The organism is Variovorax sp. NFACC27, assembly GCF_048301545.1.
Lineage (GTDB): Bacteria > Pseudomonadota > Gammaproteobacteria > Burkholderiales > Burkholderiaceae_C > Variovorax > Variovorax gossypii.
In genome coordinates, this window is sequence record NZ_CP157613.1 from 6,257,916 (window position 1) to 6,272,277 (window position 14,362).

General features: G+C 68.5%; 14 protein-coding genes. 6 read left to right on the top strand and 8 right to left on the bottom strand.

Annotated features, from left to right (window positions below):
* Window positions 1-75: 75 nt before the first annotated feature.
* The 3 genes from ABL840_RS29290 to ABL840_RS29300 form a co-directional block, all read right to left on the bottom strand.
* The gene (locus tag ABL840_RS29290; protein ID WP_093305495.1) at window positions 76-2,613 is read right to left on the bottom strand and encodes a penicillin acylase family protein; all 2,538 of its coding nucleotides are present in this window, start codon (window positions 2,611-2,613) and stop codon (window positions 76-78) included.
* A gap of 116 nt (window positions 2,614-2,729) precedes the next feature.
* Window positions 2,730-3,536 carry a helix-turn-helix domain-containing protein gene (locus tag ABL840_RS29295; RefSeq protein ID WP_093199862.1) on the bottom strand — a complete coding sequence of 269 codons (807 nt, stop codon included), beginning with the start codon at window positions 3,534-3,536 and terminating at the stop codon, window positions 2,730-2,732.
* Complete coding sequence (locus tag ABL840_RS29300; protein ID WP_093305497.1) at window positions 3,502-4,527, bottom strand: LysR substrate-binding domain-containing protein; 1,026 nt, start codon at window positions 4,525-4,527, stop codon at window positions 3,502-3,504. Before ABL840_RS29300 ends, ABL840_RS29295 begins: the two co-directional genes overlap by 35 nt.
* Window positions 4,528-4,633: 106 nt before the next feature.
* On the opposite strand from ABL840_RS29300, the gene ABL840_RS29305 reads away from it, so the two are divergent.
* Window positions 4,634-5,941 carry an MFS transporter gene (locus tag ABL840_RS29305; protein WP_093305499.1) on the top strand — a complete coding sequence of 436 codons (1,308 nt, stop codon included), beginning with the start codon at window positions 4,634-4,636 and terminating at the stop codon, window positions 5,939-5,941.
* Here ABL840_RS29305 and ABL840_RS29310 read toward each other — a convergent pair.
* Together ABL840_RS29310 and ABL840_RS29315 are read right to left on the bottom strand one after the other, a co-directional pair.
* The gene (locus ABL840_RS29310) at window positions 5,902-6,963 is read right to left on the bottom strand and encodes an adenosine deaminase (RefSeq protein ID WP_093305501.1); all 1,062 of its coding nucleotides are present in this window, start codon (window positions 6,961-6,963) and stop codon (window positions 5,902-5,904) included. The genes ABL840_RS29305 and ABL840_RS29310 overlap by 40 nt on opposite strands.
* A gap of 84 nt (window positions 6,964-7,047) precedes the next feature.
* Window positions 7,048-7,851: an IclR family transcriptional regulator gene (locus ABL840_RS29315; RefSeq protein ID WP_093305503.1), complete on the bottom strand. Its 804-nt coding sequence runs from the start codon at window positions 7,849-7,851 to the stop codon at window positions 7,048-7,050.
* A gap of 195 nt (window positions 7,852-8,046) precedes the next feature.
* Here ABL840_RS29315 and ABL840_RS29320 point away from each other — a divergent pair, with 195 nt between their 5' ends.
* The 5 genes from ABL840_RS29320 to ABL840_RS29340 all read left to right on the top strand — a co-directional run bounded on the left by ABL840_RS29320 (window position 8,047) and on the right by ABL840_RS29340 (window position 12,017).
* Window positions 8,047-8,814, top strand: a complete 768-nt coding sequence (locus ABL840_RS29320) for an ABC transporter substrate-binding protein (RefSeq protein ID WP_093199851.1) — start codon at window positions 8,047-8,049, stop codon at window positions 8,812-8,814.
* A 14-nt stretch (window positions 8,815-8,828) separates the two neighbouring features.
* Window positions 8,829-9,500 carry an ectoine/hydroxyectoine ABC transporter permease subunit EhuD gene (ehuD, locus tag ABL840_RS29325; protein WP_093199848.1) on the top strand — a complete coding sequence of 224 codons (672 nt, stop codon included), beginning with the start codon at window positions 8,829-8,831 and terminating at the stop codon, window positions 9,498-9,500.
* On the top strand, window positions 9,497-10,258 hold the full coding sequence (locus ABL840_RS29330) for an amino acid ABC transporter ATP-binding protein (protein ID WP_093199846.1): 762 nt from the start codon (window positions 9,497-9,499) through the stop codon (window positions 10,256-10,258). Before ehuD ends, ABL840_RS29330 begins: the two co-directional genes overlap by 4 nt.
* Entirely contained in the window at window positions 10,255-11,535 is a 1,281-nt protein-coding gene (locus tag ABL840_RS29335) for an NAD(P)/FAD-dependent oxidoreductase (RefSeq protein WP_093305505.1), read from the top strand. The genes ABL840_RS29330 and ABL840_RS29335 overlap by 4 nt, the downstream gene beginning before the upstream one ends.
* 89 nt (window positions 11,536-11,624) lie before the next feature.
* Window positions 11,625-12,017 carry a nuclear transport factor 2 family protein gene (locus tag ABL840_RS29340; protein WP_093305507.1) on the top strand — a complete coding sequence of 131 codons (393 nt, stop codon included), beginning with the start codon at window positions 11,625-11,627 and terminating at the stop codon, window positions 12,015-12,017.
* Window positions 12,018-12,152: 135 nt separating this feature from the next.
* Here ABL840_RS29340 and ABL840_RS29345 read toward each other — a convergent pair whose 3' ends face one another.
* The 3 genes from ABL840_RS29345 to ABL840_RS29355 all read right to left on the bottom strand — a co-directional run bounded on the left by ABL840_RS29345 (window position 12,153) and on the right by ABL840_RS29355 (window position 14,351).
* On the bottom strand, window positions 12,153-12,524 hold the full coding sequence (locus ABL840_RS29345; protein WP_418116048.1) for a hypothetical protein: 372 nt from the start codon (window positions 12,522-12,524) through the stop codon (window positions 12,153-12,155).
* Between the two features lie 132 nt (window positions 12,525-12,656).
* A complete protein-coding gene (locus ABL840_RS29350; RefSeq protein ID WP_256228401.1) occupies window positions 12,657-13,313 on the bottom strand; it encodes a hypothetical protein in 657 nt (218 codons plus the stop codon).
* Between the two features lie 99 nt (window positions 13,314-13,412).
* The gene (locus tag ABL840_RS29355; RefSeq protein ID WP_093199835.1) at window positions 13,413-14,351 is read right to left on the bottom strand and encodes an FHA domain-containing protein; all 939 of its coding nucleotides are present in this window, start codon (window positions 14,349-14,351) and stop codon (window positions 13,413-13,415) included.
* Window positions 14,352-14,362: the final 11 nt, after the last annotated feature.

A 14,362-nucleotide genomic window follows, 5' to 3' on the forward strand; every position in this document is an offset into this window, starting at 1 on the left:
ACCGCCGATCTTAAGAGCGGTGGCGGGTGAGCGCCACGCGCGCCCCCTTCTCCCTGCTTCTTCAGGTCTTCATCGTCATTCGGCGATCGACTTGCTGGTGTAGCTCGCGTCGGCCTTGATCTCCGCCTCGGAGAACGGCACCTTGAGCCACTTGCCTTCGCTGTAGGCGCGCGTGTAGTCGCCGTTGTGCGCCGAGGCCGGGTCGTCCGAGAGCGAGAAGGTCAGGAAGGTGTGGGCCTCCACGCCGCCGTCGGGGAAGCGCACGACCTGCATGTAGCTGTTGCCGTTCGGATTGCCGTCCATGGTGTAGCCGCCCTTGTCGAGCCGGTTCTCCGAGCAGGCGATGGTGAAGTAGCCCGGGCCGCCGCAGCCGCCGTACAGCGGGATCTTCTTGCCGCCGCGCGTGGCGAACAGGTAGTCGCCGCGCGGTGCGTCCACCGCGTAGCCGCTGGCCTGCACGCGCGCCACGGCTGCACCGAAGGCCTCGCGCAGCTGCGTGGCGGCAGCGACGTTCAGGCCGCGCGGCGTGGTGATCGGATCGGCCGGATCGAAGGCCACGGTGTAGAGCGAGGCGGCCGGAATCTTCGACGCACGGCTCCAGAACTCGTCCCACAGGTGCGCACCCTTCGCGCCGCTCACGCCGGTGCCGTTCCATGCGGAGAGCGCGGTGCAGGCGGCACCCACGTCGATGCTCGGGCCGATGGCTTCGTTGGTCAGCGGATCCTTGCTGACGGCGATGGGCGAGCCGTCGCACACCACAGGCAGCACGTCGGCCTTGAACAGCTCGGCCGTGAGTACGCGGCTGTCGAGCACCATGCGCTTCACGGTGTCGGGCGTCGCGCCCTTGGCGCCGTAGCTGTCGCTGCCGTCGATGCGGCCCTGCGCGAGCAGATTGCCCATGCGGGTGCGGAAGCTCACGGCCTCGGTGCCCGCCGGGCCCATGATGGCCGGATAGCCGGTCATCGGGGCCTTCGGGTTGGCGAGCCAGTAGCTGTCGTTCATGTTGGCGACGTAGTCGTCGCGCTGCAGGTTCGGCATGCGCGAGGCGCCGATGGCGCCCTTCTGCGCCGAGTCGGCGTCGGTCTGCCAGTCGCAGGCGCTGCGCGAGCCGTCGAAGATCGGCACGCGCGGCAGGGTCGCCTGCATCGACGCGCCCGCCGGCGTGGTGCAGTCGGTGACTTGTGCCGGCGACACGTTGGGCACCGCGCCGATGTCGGCATACCAGGCCTTGGCGCTGCCGCGGCCCACTGCCACGGTGTTGACCCACGGAATGGCGGTTTCTTCGCGCTGGATGGCGATGAACTCGTCGAGCGACTTCGCCTGGTTCCAGCGCAGCCAGTTGCGGAAGGTGCGGTAGTTCTCGCCGTTGATGTCGCGGATGGCGAAGGCCATGGTCTGGCTCCACGCGAGGCCCGCGTTCATCGGCGCCAGGTTGACCATCGGACCGTACTCGCTCTTGTAGAGCGTGCGCGTGACCTGCGTCGTCGCGCCGTCCGTGCCTTTGACCTTCACCGTGATGGTCGAGGGCTGCATCTTCACGGCCGCGCCATCGCGCATGTAGCTGGTCGGGTCGCCCGATGCCAGCTGCAGCTGGTAGAAGCCGAAGCGCCGCGCGGTCGACACGGTGTGGCTCCACGCGATGTTGTCGTTGAAGCCGATGAGGATCACCGGAATGCCCAGGAACGAGGTGCCACTGATGTTCAGCTGCCCCGGAATGGTGAGCTGCGCCTGGTAGAAGCGGTCGGGCCCGCGCCAGTACCAGTGCGGATTGCCGAAGAGCAGCGGGCTCGCGTCGCCTGTGGCTGCCGTGCCGAAGCCGATCATGTTGCTGCCCACGCCCTCGTGGCCGCCCACCTGCAGCTCGGGCGTCTTGTAGTCGAGCGCCGCGACGTGCACCGCCGGCGCCTTCCTGCCATGGCCGCGCGCGGAGACCTTGGTCGGCCCGGTGGCCGCGGGCGCCGTCGCACTGGAGATGTTCGCCAGGAAGTTGCTGTAGCCGCCCGCGAGGTTGGCCGCGTACATGCGGCGGTAGATGTCGTCGGTGGTGATGGGCTGCACCCACGCCTCGTTGCGGCAGGCCGCATGCGCGGTGCCGCCTGCCTTCACGTCGCGCACGTAGCGGTTGTAGCCGGCGGTGAAGCCCTCGACCAGCTTCTTCAGGTTGTCGGGTTGCGCGTCGATCATCTTCTTCAGCACGTCGGCCGAGATGACATGCCGATGGAAGAAGTCGGATTCGATGTTCGCCGGCTGGCCGATGGTGCTGCTGGCCACCAGCTTCGCGTCGGCGCCCAGGTACTGCGAGCGCTCGCCGCGGTAGGTGAGGAACGAGTCGGCCATGGTGCACAGGTCGTCCTCCGCCTGCGCGTAGCCGTATCCGTAGCCCACGCCGGGCCAGTCGTCGGCCTTGATGTGCGGCACGCCCATCGCGGTACGGCGGATCTCGGCCTTGTAGGCGCCCTCGGCCGGCGGGTTCGTCGGCGTGGATGGCGAAGAGGGAAAGAACAGGAAGCCGCTGCCTCCGCCACCACCGCCTCCACAGGCTGTGAGGGCGGCCGCGGCGGCGAGCGCGAGCAACGACAGCGGCACGACGCCGCGACGGATCGAAAGTCTCATGATGTCTCCAGTTGATGCTCTCTTGGCGGAGCGTCCCAGAGCTTAGGCAGCCTCGCGGCCCGCGGCTTGTACGCAGCCGCTGCATTGCTTAAGGCTTCCTTTAGGTTTAGGGGACCTCAGTGCAGCGGCGCGTTCTGGCCCCAGGCGTGCGACGCATGCTCGTCCGCCGTCACGCGCACGCGGCTCGCGAGGAACGACGGCGGCAGGCCGAAGTAGCGCTGGAAGGTGCGGCTCATGTGCGCCGCGTCGGTGAAGCCGCTGATCAGCGCCACGTCGGTCAGCGAACGCTGCCCGGTGAACTGCTGCACCGTGCGGCGCACCTTGGTCCACAGCGCATAGCGCTTGACCGACACGCCCACCTGCTCGGCGAACAGATGCGTGAGGCGGTCGGGCGAGAGGCAGGCCACGGCCGCGAGATCGCGCAGCGCGATCTGCCCCGCGTGCGCGCGGATGGACTGCAGCACGCGGTCGATGCGCGGATCGAGCGGCACCGCGAGCTCGGCGCTCTCGGTGATGGCCTCGACCATCTTCGCGCTGAGCGCCTGCAGCCGCTCGCTGGGCAGCACGCCATGCTGCGCCGGCTCGAACTCGTCGCGCAACCCGCCGAAGCGGCGCGCGTCGATGGGCTGGATGCCGTGGCCGCCCATGCGCCTGGCGAGCATGCGGTAGGCGCTCGAGGCGGGGTCGAGGTTCAGCGAAAGCAGTCCACAGCCGTCGACGTCGAGCCGCCGCGACACATGCGGCGCCACCAGCGCAGCGGTGCAGTGCACGCGCGTGCCGTCGACCGCCTCGAGCATGAAGGGATGCCCGCTGACCGATGCCAGCAGCGTGGCCGACGAGCGGGCCGTCAGGCCCGACTGGATGGCCGGTGTGATGTAGAGGAACCTGTCATCCCACAGGTGCAGGAAGTTTTGCGTTGCCATGCCGTATCACTTTTGTTCTTGTCTCCAGCGGCGGATTCTCACGCATCGGCAGGCCGGCAGGTTGCACCTGCCGGCGAACGGCCTCCAGCAGCAGCGCGGCCAGGCGGCTCGCGGGTGCTTCCGGATGGGCCTGCGCGCGATACAGCACGAGCGATATCTGCGGCAGCGCAGGCAGCGACAGCACCGAGCGGTCGAGAACGCTCACGTGCGAGGGCAAGCCGAAGGGCGTGCGCACCGTGAGGCCCAGCCCGGCCGAGGCGGCGGCCCACAGCGCCGACAGGCTGGCGCTGCCGAAGGCGCGGCGCCAGGGCACGCCGGCGCGGTCGAGCGCGGCGATGACGATCTCGCGCAGCGGGCACGGCGCGTCGAGCATGATGAGCGGCAGCGGCTCCTTGCTCCTGGCCTGGCGCGCGGCGCCGCGATGCTCGCGCTCCGTCCACCACGGTGCATCGACGCGCTCGGGCACCCTCGGGCCGATCCACAGCAGCGGCATGCGCGCCACGCGCTCGGCATACGGCGACAGAGGCTGGTCGCCCGCGTCCCACGCCAATGCCAGGTCGAGCTGGCCGAGCTCGAGCCGCTCGCGCAGCTCCGCGCTGCGTGCCACGCAGGCCTCGATGCGCACCTTCGGATGCGCGCGCGCGAAGCGGCCGAGAACGGCGGGCAGCAGCGTCTCGCCGAAGTCTTCCTGCAGCCCTAGCCGCACCGCCCCTTGCAGGTCGACACCGCGCATGGCGGCGCTGGCCTCGTCGTTGAGCTCGAGCAGGCGATGCGCGTACGCCAAAAGCGTCTCTCCGGCGTCGGTGAGCTCCAGGCCCCGGCCGGCCTTTCGGAACAACGCGGTGCCGGCCTGCGATTCGAGCTTCTTCAGCTGCGCGCTCACCGCGGAGGTCGAGCGGCCCAGCTTGTCGGCGGCGCGCGCGAAGCTGCCGAGCGCGACGCCGGTGGAGAAGGTGCGCAGCACGTCGAGATCGAACATCACCTGGCTCATTTCGGGTCCTTCCGGTGGTTGCCTTGATCGTCCATATTTTCAGGACGGTTCGCGCATTATTTTCTGATTTTCAAAACCTTTGCGGCGGCGGAAACTGCGCCGCAACATGACGCAATCCCTCCCCTCCTCCTCTTCCTCGTTCTCGCCGCGCCACCGCTGGAAGGTGCTGGCGGCGGGCGTCGCCGCCAACGCGGCTTTCTCGGTGGCCTTCAGCGGCATCCCGATGACGGCAGTGCTGATGCGCACCGGCTACCAGCTCGACAACACCACGCTCGGGCTGGTACTCGGCCTCATGGGCCTGGGCATCGCGGTGAGCGAACTGCCCTGGGGCCTGCTGACCGACCGCTGGGGCGACCGGCCGGTGCTGCTGACGGGCCTGGGCAGCACCGCCGTCGCGCTCGTTGCGATGGCGCTGTGGGCCGCACCCGATGGCGCGCACATTCCGGGGCTGGGCTTGCTGGGCGGCGGACTGCTGCTGGTCGGCCTGCTCGGCGGCAGCGTCAACGGCGCCAGCGGCCGCGCGGTGATGACGTGGTTCGATGCAGGCGAGCGCGGCCTTGCAATGAGCATCCGCCAGACCGCCGTGCCGATGGGCGGCGGCATCGGCGCGCTGGTGCTGCCCTTCGTGGCACTGCATTTCGGCTTCGCGGCGCTGTACGGCCTGCTGGCGCTGCTGTGCGCGCTGAGCGCGGCGATGAGCTGGGCGTGGGTGCACGAGCCGCCGATTGCGCCGCGCGGCAGCAGCAAGGCCGTGGAAGCAACGGCCGCCCCGAAAACCGGCCCGCTGCGCGACGCTCGCGTGTGGCGCATCGTGGCCGGCATCGGCATCCTCTGCGCGCCGCAGTTCGCAGTGCTCTCCTTCGGCACGGTGTTCCTGCACGACTTCGGCCACGCGGGCCTCGCGACGATCACCGCGACGATGGTGTTCGTGCAGGTCGGCGCGATGGTCATGCGCGTGTGGAGCGGCCGCTGGACCGACCGCAACAGGAACCGGCCGGCCTACCTGCGCGTCTGCAGCGCACTCACCGTGCTGCTGTTCGCGGGCCTCGCAGCGCTGGCGCTGGCCACCGGCACGCACGCCGCCGATTCAGCGGCGCTGCGCATCGCACTGGTCGTGCTGCTGGGCGTGAGCGGCGTGTGCGTGTCGGCCTGGCACGGCGTGGCCTACACCGAGCTGGCCACGCTGGCGGGCGCGGCGCGTGCCGGCACCGCGCTGGGCATGGCGAACACCAGCGTGTTCCTGGTGTGCTTCGTCACGCCCTTCTCCATTCCGCACCTGCTGGCGCTGCAGGGCTGGCCGCTGGTGTGGCTGGCGGCCAGCGCCTGCGCGCTGGTGGCGATGCCGCTGCTGGTGGCGCGGCCCGCCGCGGCCGATCAGAAGCTCGCGAAGACGGCGTTGAGCCGGTCGGCGTAGGCGCGCTTGGCGGCCGCGTCGATGAAGCTGCCCTCGAAGCTGTTCGCCGCGAGCTGCCAGGCCTGCTGCACGCTCAGGCCGGTGGCCGAGAAGGTCTCGGTGAAGTTCTGGTTCATGTAGCCGCCGAAGTAGGCCGGGTCGTCCGAGTTGACGGTGGCCACCAGCCCCGCGTCGAGCAGCGCGCCGAGGTTGTGCTTCGACAGGTCGGGGAACACGCAGAGCTTGAGGTTCGACAGCGGGCACACGGTGAGCGGAATGCGGTCCTGCGCGAGCCGCTTCATCAGCTCGGGGTCCTTGGTGCTCTGCACGCCGTGGTCGACGCGCTCGACCTTGAGCACGTCGAGCGCGCTCCACACGTAGGCCGGCGGACCTTCCTCGCCCGCGTGCGCGACGAGGTGGAAGCCCAGCTCGCGGCAGCGCGCGAACACGCGCGCGAACTTCTCCGGCGGATGGCCGACTTCGCTCGAGTCGAGCCCCACGCCGATGAACTTGTCGCGGTAGGGCAGCGCCTGCTCCAGCGTCTCGAAAGCTTCTTCCTCGCTCAGGTGGCGCAGGAAGCACAGGATGAGCGCCGCGCTCACGCCCAGCTTCGCCTGCGCATCGGCGCACGCGCGGTGCAGGCCGTTGACCACCGTTTCCATCGACACGCCACGCGCGGTGTGCGTCTGCGGGTCGAAGAACATCTCGGTGCGCACCACGTTGTCGGCGGCGGCGCGCTCCAGGTAGGCCCAGGCCATGTCGTAGAAGTCCTGCTCCTTGAGCAGCACGCTGGCGCCGGCGTAGTAGATGTCGAGAAAGCTCTGCAGGTTGGTGAAGGCGTAGGCCTTGCGCAGTTCCTCGACGCTCGCGTAGGGAATGGACACGGCGTTGCGCTGGGCCAGCGCGAAGATGAGCTCGGGTTCGAGCGAGCCCTCGATGTGCATGTGCAGCTCGGCCTTGGGCATGGCGCGCAGCAGCGCGGGCAGGCGGTCGGCTGCGATGCGGTCGAAGCTCTTGTCGTAGATGGGGCGGAAATCGGTCATGGTGGGTGGGGCTGCTGCCGCGTTGTGATCCCGCAAAGCATAAAGCCAGCCACCGACCGCGCGATGTACGAAAACGTATAGGCCTCAGTCGATGCTGCGCGCCGAACTGGTGAGCGAGCGAGCGCACAGCAGCAGCGTGGGTGCCAGCCTGCGCACGGCCTCCTCCATGGTCCAGCGGCTCGTCGGCGCCACCACGTGCACCGACGCCACCGGGCGGCCCTGGGCGCCCAGCACGGGCGCAGCGATGGTCATGTCGCCAAGGAACAGTTCTTCCGCATTGGTCGCGAAGCCCTGCTGGCGCGCCTCGCGCAGCGCCTCGAGGATCTCGTCCACGCCGGTGCGGGTGTGCATGGTGTGGGCCACTCGGTCGGACGCCTCGATGAGCGAGCGCGCCTCTTCCTCGGGCAGCGCGCTCAGGAAGGCGCGCCCGGAAGCGGTGCAGTACATGGGAATGCGGCTGCCGATGGGCATGTGCACCGGCACGAACTGCGCGCTGACGAAGCGCGCCACGTAGACCATGTCCAGCCCGTCGGGCTCGGTGAGGCAGGAGGTTTCGGTCGTCACCTTGGTCAGCTCCGACAGGAAGGGGTTGGCCACGTCGATCAGCGAATGGGCCGCGAGGTAGTTGAAGCCGATCTCCATGACGCGCGGCGTGAGCTGGTAGCGCCGCGTCTTCGGGTGCTTGCGCACGTAGCCCAGCTTCTCGAGCGTGAAGACCATGCGCTGGGCCGAGCTCTTGGTGATGTCGGTGGCCTCGGCCACGTCCGCCAGCGTCATGGTGCGGCGCCGGGCGCTGAAGGCGCGCAGCACGGCCAGACCCTTCTCCAGCGACTGGTTGAAAAGCAGGCTCTGGCTGTCTTCGGCGGCTGTGTCGGGTGTGGCGTCCATGGCTGCGAAGTATAGCCACAGTCCTTTGAAATATCGAATATCGATTCTTTAGATTCGACTAGTGGTTTTCATTTATTGATTAGAGATTCAAAAGAATCGAATATTGGCATGCATGTTGCATCGCGGATGCCGAACTTTTTCGCTCACCTCCACTTTCCTTTTCCTTCAACTTTCCTTCCTTCGAGGAGTGCTTCCATGAACCGCATCGTTCGCCGCCTTCATCGCCTGGCCCTGGGTCTTTGCATCGCCGGCGCCGCCTCGCTGGCGGCCGCGCAGGGCACCGCGCCGACCTACAACGTGGGCGCCACGGCCACTGGCGTGCCCTTCACCTTCCTCGACGTGAAGACCAACAGCATCCAGGGAATGATGGTCGACACCGTCACCGCCGTGGGCAAGGCGGGCGGCTTCGGCGTGAACGTGCAGCAGACGGTTTTCTCGGCGCTGATTCCCTCGCTCACGGCACGCAAGATCGACATCGTCTCGGCCGCCATGCTCAAGACGCCGGCGCGCCAGGAGGTGGTCGACTTCAGCGACCCGGTGTACTCGTACGGCGAGGGCCTGATCGTCAAGGCCGACGACGCCCGTGCGTATGTCTCGCTCGACGAGCTCAAGGGCGAGGTGGTGGGTGCGCAGGTCGGCACCGTGTTCCTCGACATGCTGAACAAGAAGGGCATCTTCAAGGAGGTGCGCAGCTACGACTCGGTGGCCGACATGACGCGCGACCTCTCGCTCGGACGCATCAAGGCCGGCCTCGGCGACCAGCCCATCATGGCCTACCAGATCCGCCAGAACACCTTCCCGGGCGTGAAGCTGGTCGACAGCTACAAGCCGGTGAACGTGGGCGACGTGTGCCTGGTGGTGCGCAAGGGCGACACCGAGACGCTGGCGCGCATCAACAAGGCGATCGCGTCGATCAAGGCCGACGGCACCCTGGCAAAGATCGTCCAGAAGTGGGGCATCTGAAGGCGCGCTGACCGATGGCTGCCCCCACCTTCCTCCAGCACGCGCAGGACTTCCTGCCGATCCTCCTGCAGGGCGCGGTGGTCACCGTGCAGGTGACCGTGCTCTCCTTCCTGCTGAGCAGCCTGCTCGGCCTGGCCCTGGCGCTGATGAAGCTCTCGCCGGTGCGCGCCCTGTCCTGGGCCGCCACGGTGGTCATCAACGTGATCCGCGGGCTGCCGATCATCGTGCAGCTCTTCTACATCTACTTCGTGCTGCCGGAGTTCGGCGTGCAGCTCACGGCCTTCCAGGCCGGCGTGATCGGCCTGGGCATCGCCTACTCGGCCTACCAGGCGGAGAACTTCCGCGCGGGCATCGAGGCGGTCGATCCGGGCCAGCGCGAGGCCGCGCAGGCCATGGGCATGCGCTCGGCGCTGATCATGCGGCGCGTGATATTGCCGCAGGCCTTCCGCATCGCGCTGCCGCCCTACGGCAACACGCTGGTGATGATGCTGAAGGACTCCTCGCTGGTCTCGACCATCACCGTGGCCGAGATGACGCGCGCCGGCCAGCTCATCGCCTCGTCGACCTTCCAGAACATGACCGTCTACACGCTGGTCGCCCTGCTCTACCTGCTCATGAGCCTGCCGCTGGTGTACGGCCTGCGCCGGCTCGAGAAGCGCTTCGCCGCCGGGAGGAAACAACCATGATCCACGTCGAGGGACTCGAAAAGCGCTTCGGCGCGCACCGCGTGCTGCAGGGCGTGAGCCTGCACGTGGACAAGGGCGAGGTGGTGTGCCTGATCGGCCCTTCGGGCTCGGGCAAGTCGACCGTGCTTCGGTGCATCAACGCGCTGGAGTCGTACGAGGGCGGCGAGATCCGCGCCTTCGGCGAGCGCGTGGACCGCAACGCGCCGAACATCCACCGGCTGCGCAGCCGCATGGGCATGGTGTTCCAGCGCTTCAACCTGTTCCCGCACCGCACGGTGCTGGAGAACGTGATGGAAGGCCCGGTCTACGTGCTGCGCCAGAGCGCGGCGCAGGCGCGCGAGGAAGCTCTGGCGCTGCTGGCCAAGGTGGGCCTGGCCGAGAAGGCGCAGGCATACCCGGCGCAGCTCTCGGGCGGGCAGCAGCAGCGCGTGGCCATCGCCCGCGCCCTTGCGATGAAGCCCGAGGCCATGCTGTTCGACGAGCCCACTTCGGCGCTCGACCCGGAACTGGTCGGCGACGTGCTCGGCGTGATGCGCGCGCTGGCCGACGAGGGCATGACCATGATCGTGGTCACGCACGAGATGGGCTTCGCGCGCGAGGTGGCCGATCGCGTGTGCTTCCTGCACAGCGGCAGCATCGTCGAGGAAGGCCCCGCCGCGCAGGTGCTGGGTGCGCCGCGCCAGGCTCGCACGCAAGACTTTTTGCGGCGCGTGCTGCATCCATCTGGTGCCGTTGCGTCCGCGGAGGTGCGCGCATGAGCGTTCGCGCGCTGCCTCCTTCTCTCTGGGCCGATACCGCTCCCCCTGCCCCGCCGGCACCGCCGCTGGCCGAATCGCGCAAGGTCGACGTGCTGATCGTGGGCGGCGGCTTCACGGGCCTTTCGGCCGCGCTGCATCTGGCGGAAGCGGGCGTGCAGGCCTGCGTGCTGGAGGCGCACGAGCCCGGCTGGGGTGCCTCGGGGCGCAACGGCGGGCAGGTGAATCCTTCGCTCAAGCACGACCCCGAAGACCTGGTCCGCATCTACGGCCCGGAGCGGGCCGAGCCCTTGATCGATGCGGTCTCGCGCTCGGCCGATCTCGTGTTCGAGCTGATCGCGCGCCACGGCATCGACTGCCAGCCGGTGCGCAACGGCTGGCTGCAGGTGGCCTATTCGCCGAAGGACGTCGCCGGCCTGCATGCGCGCGCCAGGCAGTGGGCGAAGCTCGGCGTCCGCACGGAGCAGCTCGACCACGCCGCGGTCAGCGCACGGCTCGGCACCGAGGCTTTCGCGGGCGGCTGGCTCGACGGCCGCGCCGGCAGCATCCAGCCGCTGGCCTACACGCGCGGGCTGGTGTGCGCCGCGCAAGCGGCGGGCGCGTCGGTGCACGGCGGCACCGAAGTCACGGCACTGGAGCGTCGCGGCTCGCACTGGCACGCGAGCACCTCGACCGGCGCCAGCGTCACGGCCGAGCAGGTGCTGATCGCCACCAACGGCTACACCGGCGCGCTGTGGCCGAAGCTGCAGCGCACCGTGCTGGCCGCCAACAGCTTCATCGTCGCGACCGAGCCGCTGAAAGGCGCCGCGGCCGACGCCATCCTGCCGGGTGGGGAAACCGCCTCGACCTCGCAACGCCTGCTGCTGTACTTCCGCAAGGACGCGCAGGGCCGGCTGCTGATGGGGGGGCGCGGCCATTTCGCCGACCCGGCGGGGCCGGCCGATTTCGCGCACCTCGAGCGCTCGCTCGAACTGCTGTTTCCCCAGCTCGGGCCGCTGCGCTACGAATACCGCTGGGCCGGCCGCATCGCGGTCACGCGCGACTTCATGCCGCACGTGCACACGCCCGCGCCGGGCGTGACGGTGGCGCTGGGCTACAACGGGCGCGGCATCGCGCTGGCGACGAGCATGGGCAGGCACGTGGCGGCACGGATCGCGGGCTCGCGGGACGGCTTTCCCTATCCGGTTACTCCCATCCAACCGATCCCGCTGCACGGCCTGCAGCGCTTCTACATCGCCGGCGGCGTGGCCTGGTACAGCCTGCTCGACCGGCTGGCCTGAAGAGTCGCCTAGGCGCGCGCGACGCCTTGCCATGCGGCGCGCGCGTGCGTCAAATGGCGGGCATCGACCACAACAGCCTCAGGAGACCCATGCCGATCGACACCCTCGCCACCTGGCACCGGCTCGTCAAGGAACGCGACGTGGCGGGGCTCGATGCCCTGCTCGACGACAACGCCGTCTTTCATTCGCCGGTGGTGCACACACCCCAGGCCGGCAAGGGCATCACGAAGAAATACCTGGCGGCCGCCTTCCAGGTCTTCTTCAACGAGAGCTTCCGCTACGTGCGCGAGCTCCGGTCCGAACGCGACGCGGTGCTCGAATTCGCGCTCGAGCTGGATGGCATCCAGATCAACGGCGTCGACATGATGAAGTGGAACGACGAGGGAAAGATCACCGAGTTCAAGGTGATGCTGCGTCCGCTGAAGGCGGTGAACCTGATCCACCAGAAGATGGGGGCGCAGCTGCAGGCAGCCGGCTCCTAGTCTCGCCCGGCTCTCCCGCACGCCCCCATTCGCGGGACACCGCGGAACCGGCTTCGCCGGGCCGCCGGTGTCGCCCCCCGGCGAGGGGGTTGGCGCAGCGACACGAAGTGCGCGAAGCCTGGGGGGAGAGCCTATTTATTCTGCGATTACCTGCAGCGTGCCCTGCACGCTGTACGCGCGCACGCACATGCGGGTCAGCTGCACGAGAAACTGGAACACGGCCGGCTCGCCCAGGCAGTCGGGCGTGATCGCCATGATGTCCTTGCGCAGTTCCATCAGCCGGTTGCCAGACATCGCCATCTCGGCGGAGGCGCCGTAGTAGTTCTTCCAGAAGTCCTGCAGCAGGCCGCGCTTGACCTCGTCGATCACGAGCGTGTAGCCGCGCTCCCAGACCGCTTCGGCCATGGGCAGGCAGTCGACGTCCGGATCCTCCAGGCGCGCGCCCGGGGGCACCATGAACACGCGCCGCATCGCGACCCGTTCAACCGCGGCTTGCTGCGGGCACATGGCCGGACTCCGCAAGTTCGCTGGCAACAACCGACGCGGCGCGAGAAATGGGGAAATGATGGTTTGCAGCATGGCGTGTTGGTCTCATGGTCGTCGTCCTCAACGGAACCGGGAGGTGTGACAGCAGTAATTTCAGGCCGCGAGCAGTCGCAGGCGGCTCGCGTTCGAATGGGCCAGGCTCTCCGGCTGGTCCCAGGTGTCGTCCGCGTTCAGCGTCGTGGTCAGTGCGTAGACGCCGGGCGGGTAGCGCAGCTCCAGCGGGTTGTTGATCGAGCTCGCGTCGATCACGTCGCCTTCCTGGTAGTCCCCGTAGGCGAGGAAGTACTTCGGATGCGGCGCGATGACCAGATTCTGGTTGGGACGCGCCTGCACCGCGTACACCGTGCTGCCTCCCATGGTCACGCCCACGGCGGCCGCCGACCGGGCCGGGATGCCCGCCGACTGCGCCAGATAGAAGCGCGACTGCTCGGGCCCCTGCGTGGCGTTCATGAACCGGTAAGTGCGATTGCAGTCGAGCGTGATCTTGTTGTTCGGGCCGCTCGGCACGTAGGTCTCGGTGGGCGTGAACTGGGCGCCGGGCTGCAGCTCGCCGGTTTCGGCCCAGGAGAAGCCGGTGTCGACGCTCCACTGGAACTTGACGCGGGAGTTCGGGCCCGGGTTCGAGTACCTGACGAACCAGGCCAGCGACAGCGCGTTCGGCGCCAACTGCGTCGGGTCGTTCTGGAACACCATGAAGCAGCCCGGATGGCTCGCATGGTTGTTGACCGCGACGGAGTAGATCATTCCCATGGCAACTTCCCACAAGCAAGTGATTGACAGTCCGGGCCACGATGGCTCCGGAGTGCTGTCACTCTAGGGAGTGCAGGGGATGAACGGAATTACAGAAGATTACAGAGGTTGCGCCCCGCCACGTATCTCGAAAGGGTAGTTACCGAGGCGCACGTTGCCGCGGCGCCGCTCGACCAGCGGCGGCTCCGCCAGGTGCGGCGGCAGCGCATTCAGGATCTGGTGCTTGGCGCGAAAGATCTGGATGTTCACGTAGGAGGGCTCCACGCCCAGCATGCGCGACAGCTCGTCCAGCCCGATCCAGCCCTGGCTCTGCGGCGCGAGGCCTCTCTGGGCGTCCTTCTGGCGCAGGCGCGCCAGCGTGACGAGGGTGTAGTGATGGATGCGCTCGCCCAGCGGCACCGACTTGCCCTCGGCCACCAGGTTCAGGCTCGTGTGCTCCTCGTTCTGGCTGACGTCGAAGTGCAGCGCCACGTCCGCCGCCGCCGGCGCCGGGGCGGCGATCGGGTTCTCGGATGTAAAGGCCAGGTCGTCGCACAGCACGAACTCCCAGGTGCTGCCCGAGGTGCGGACCATGGCGCCGTCGCCCAGGTGCTCGATGCCGTCGATGTGCTCCAGCATCCACTTGCCGTCCTGAAAGTAGACGTTCGCCTCGGGCTGCTGGTCGTCCGGCAGCAGGTTCTCGCGCAGGCTCAGCGACACCATGGCGCCGGCGCCCTCGACGGGAAAGAGGCAGGTGGCCGGCGGAGCCAGATCGTCGGCGATCCAGACCGACTCGTCGCCCACGCCCATGCGGATCTCGGCGCCCGCGGACAGCGCGGTCCAACGGCCGCTGGCGAGGCGCTCGCCGTTCATCGTGGTGCCGTTGCGGCTCTGGTCGACGATTTCCCAGGTGTGCCTGTTCCAGCGCACGAGCGCGTGGACCTGAGACACGTCCGGCGCCTGCAGCACCGTCTGGCACACCGAGGCGCGGCGACCGAAGGCATGCACCGGCCGCAGCACGGTGGGTCGCCGGTCGAGCTTGTTCCTGAAGATGGCCATCTTTTCTTCTC

Excerpts from the sequence above, each read along its gene's own strand:
- ABL840_RS29290 (WP_093305495.1), bottom strand. The coding sequence starts at position 2,613 with ATGAGACTTTCGATCCGTCGCGGCGTCGTGCCGCTGTCGTTGCTCGCG.
- ABL840_RS29295 (WP_093199862.1), bottom strand. The coding sequence starts at position 3,536 with ATGGCAACGCAAAACTTCCTGCACCTGTGGGATGACAGGTTCCTCTAC.
- ABL840_RS29300 (WP_093305497.1), bottom strand. The coding sequence starts at position 4,527 with ATGAGCCAGGTGATGTTCGATCTCGACGTGCTGCGCACCTTCTCCACC.
- ABL840_RS29305 (WP_093305499.1), top strand. The coding sequence starts at position 4,634 with ATGACGCAATCCCTCCCCTCCTCCTCTTCCTCGTTCTCGCCGCGCCAC.
- ABL840_RS29310 (WP_093305501.1), bottom strand. The coding sequence starts at position 6,963 with ATGACCGATTTCCGCCCCATCTACGACAAGAGCTTCGACCGCATCGCA.
- ABL840_RS29315 (WP_093305503.1), bottom strand. The coding sequence starts at position 7,851 with ATGGACGCCACACCCGACACAGCCGCCGAAGACAGCCAGAGCCTGCTT.
- ABL840_RS29320 (WP_093199851.1), top strand. The coding sequence starts at position 8,047 with ATGAACCGCATCGTTCGCCGCCTTCATCGCCTGGCCCTGGGTCTTTGC.
- ehuD (WP_093199848.1), top strand. The coding sequence starts at position 8,829 with ATGGCTGCCCCCACCTTCCTCCAGCACGCGCAGGACTTCCTGCCGATC.
- ABL840_RS29330 (WP_093199846.1), top strand. The coding sequence starts at position 9,497 with ATGATCCACGTCGAGGGACTCGAAAAGCGCTTCGGCGCGCACCGCGTG.
- ABL840_RS29335 (WP_093305505.1), top strand. The coding sequence starts at position 10,255 with ATGAGCGTTCGCGCGCTGCCTCCTTCTCTCTGGGCCGATACCGCTCCC.
- ABL840_RS29340 (WP_093305507.1), top strand. The coding sequence starts at position 11,625 with ATGCCGATCGACACCCTCGCCACCTGGCACCGGCTCGTCAAGGAACGC.
- ABL840_RS29345 (WP_418116048.1), bottom strand. The coding sequence starts at position 12,524 with ATGTGCCCGCAGCAAGCCGCGGTTGAACGGGTCGCGATGCGGCGCGTG.
- ABL840_RS29350 (WP_256228401.1), bottom strand. The coding sequence starts at position 13,313 with ATGGGAATGATCTACTCCGTCGCGGTCAACAACCATGCGAGCCATCCG.
- ABL840_RS29355 (WP_093199835.1), bottom strand. The coding sequence starts at position 14,351 with ATGGCCATCTTCAGGAACAAGCTCGACCGGCGACCCACCGTGCTGCGG.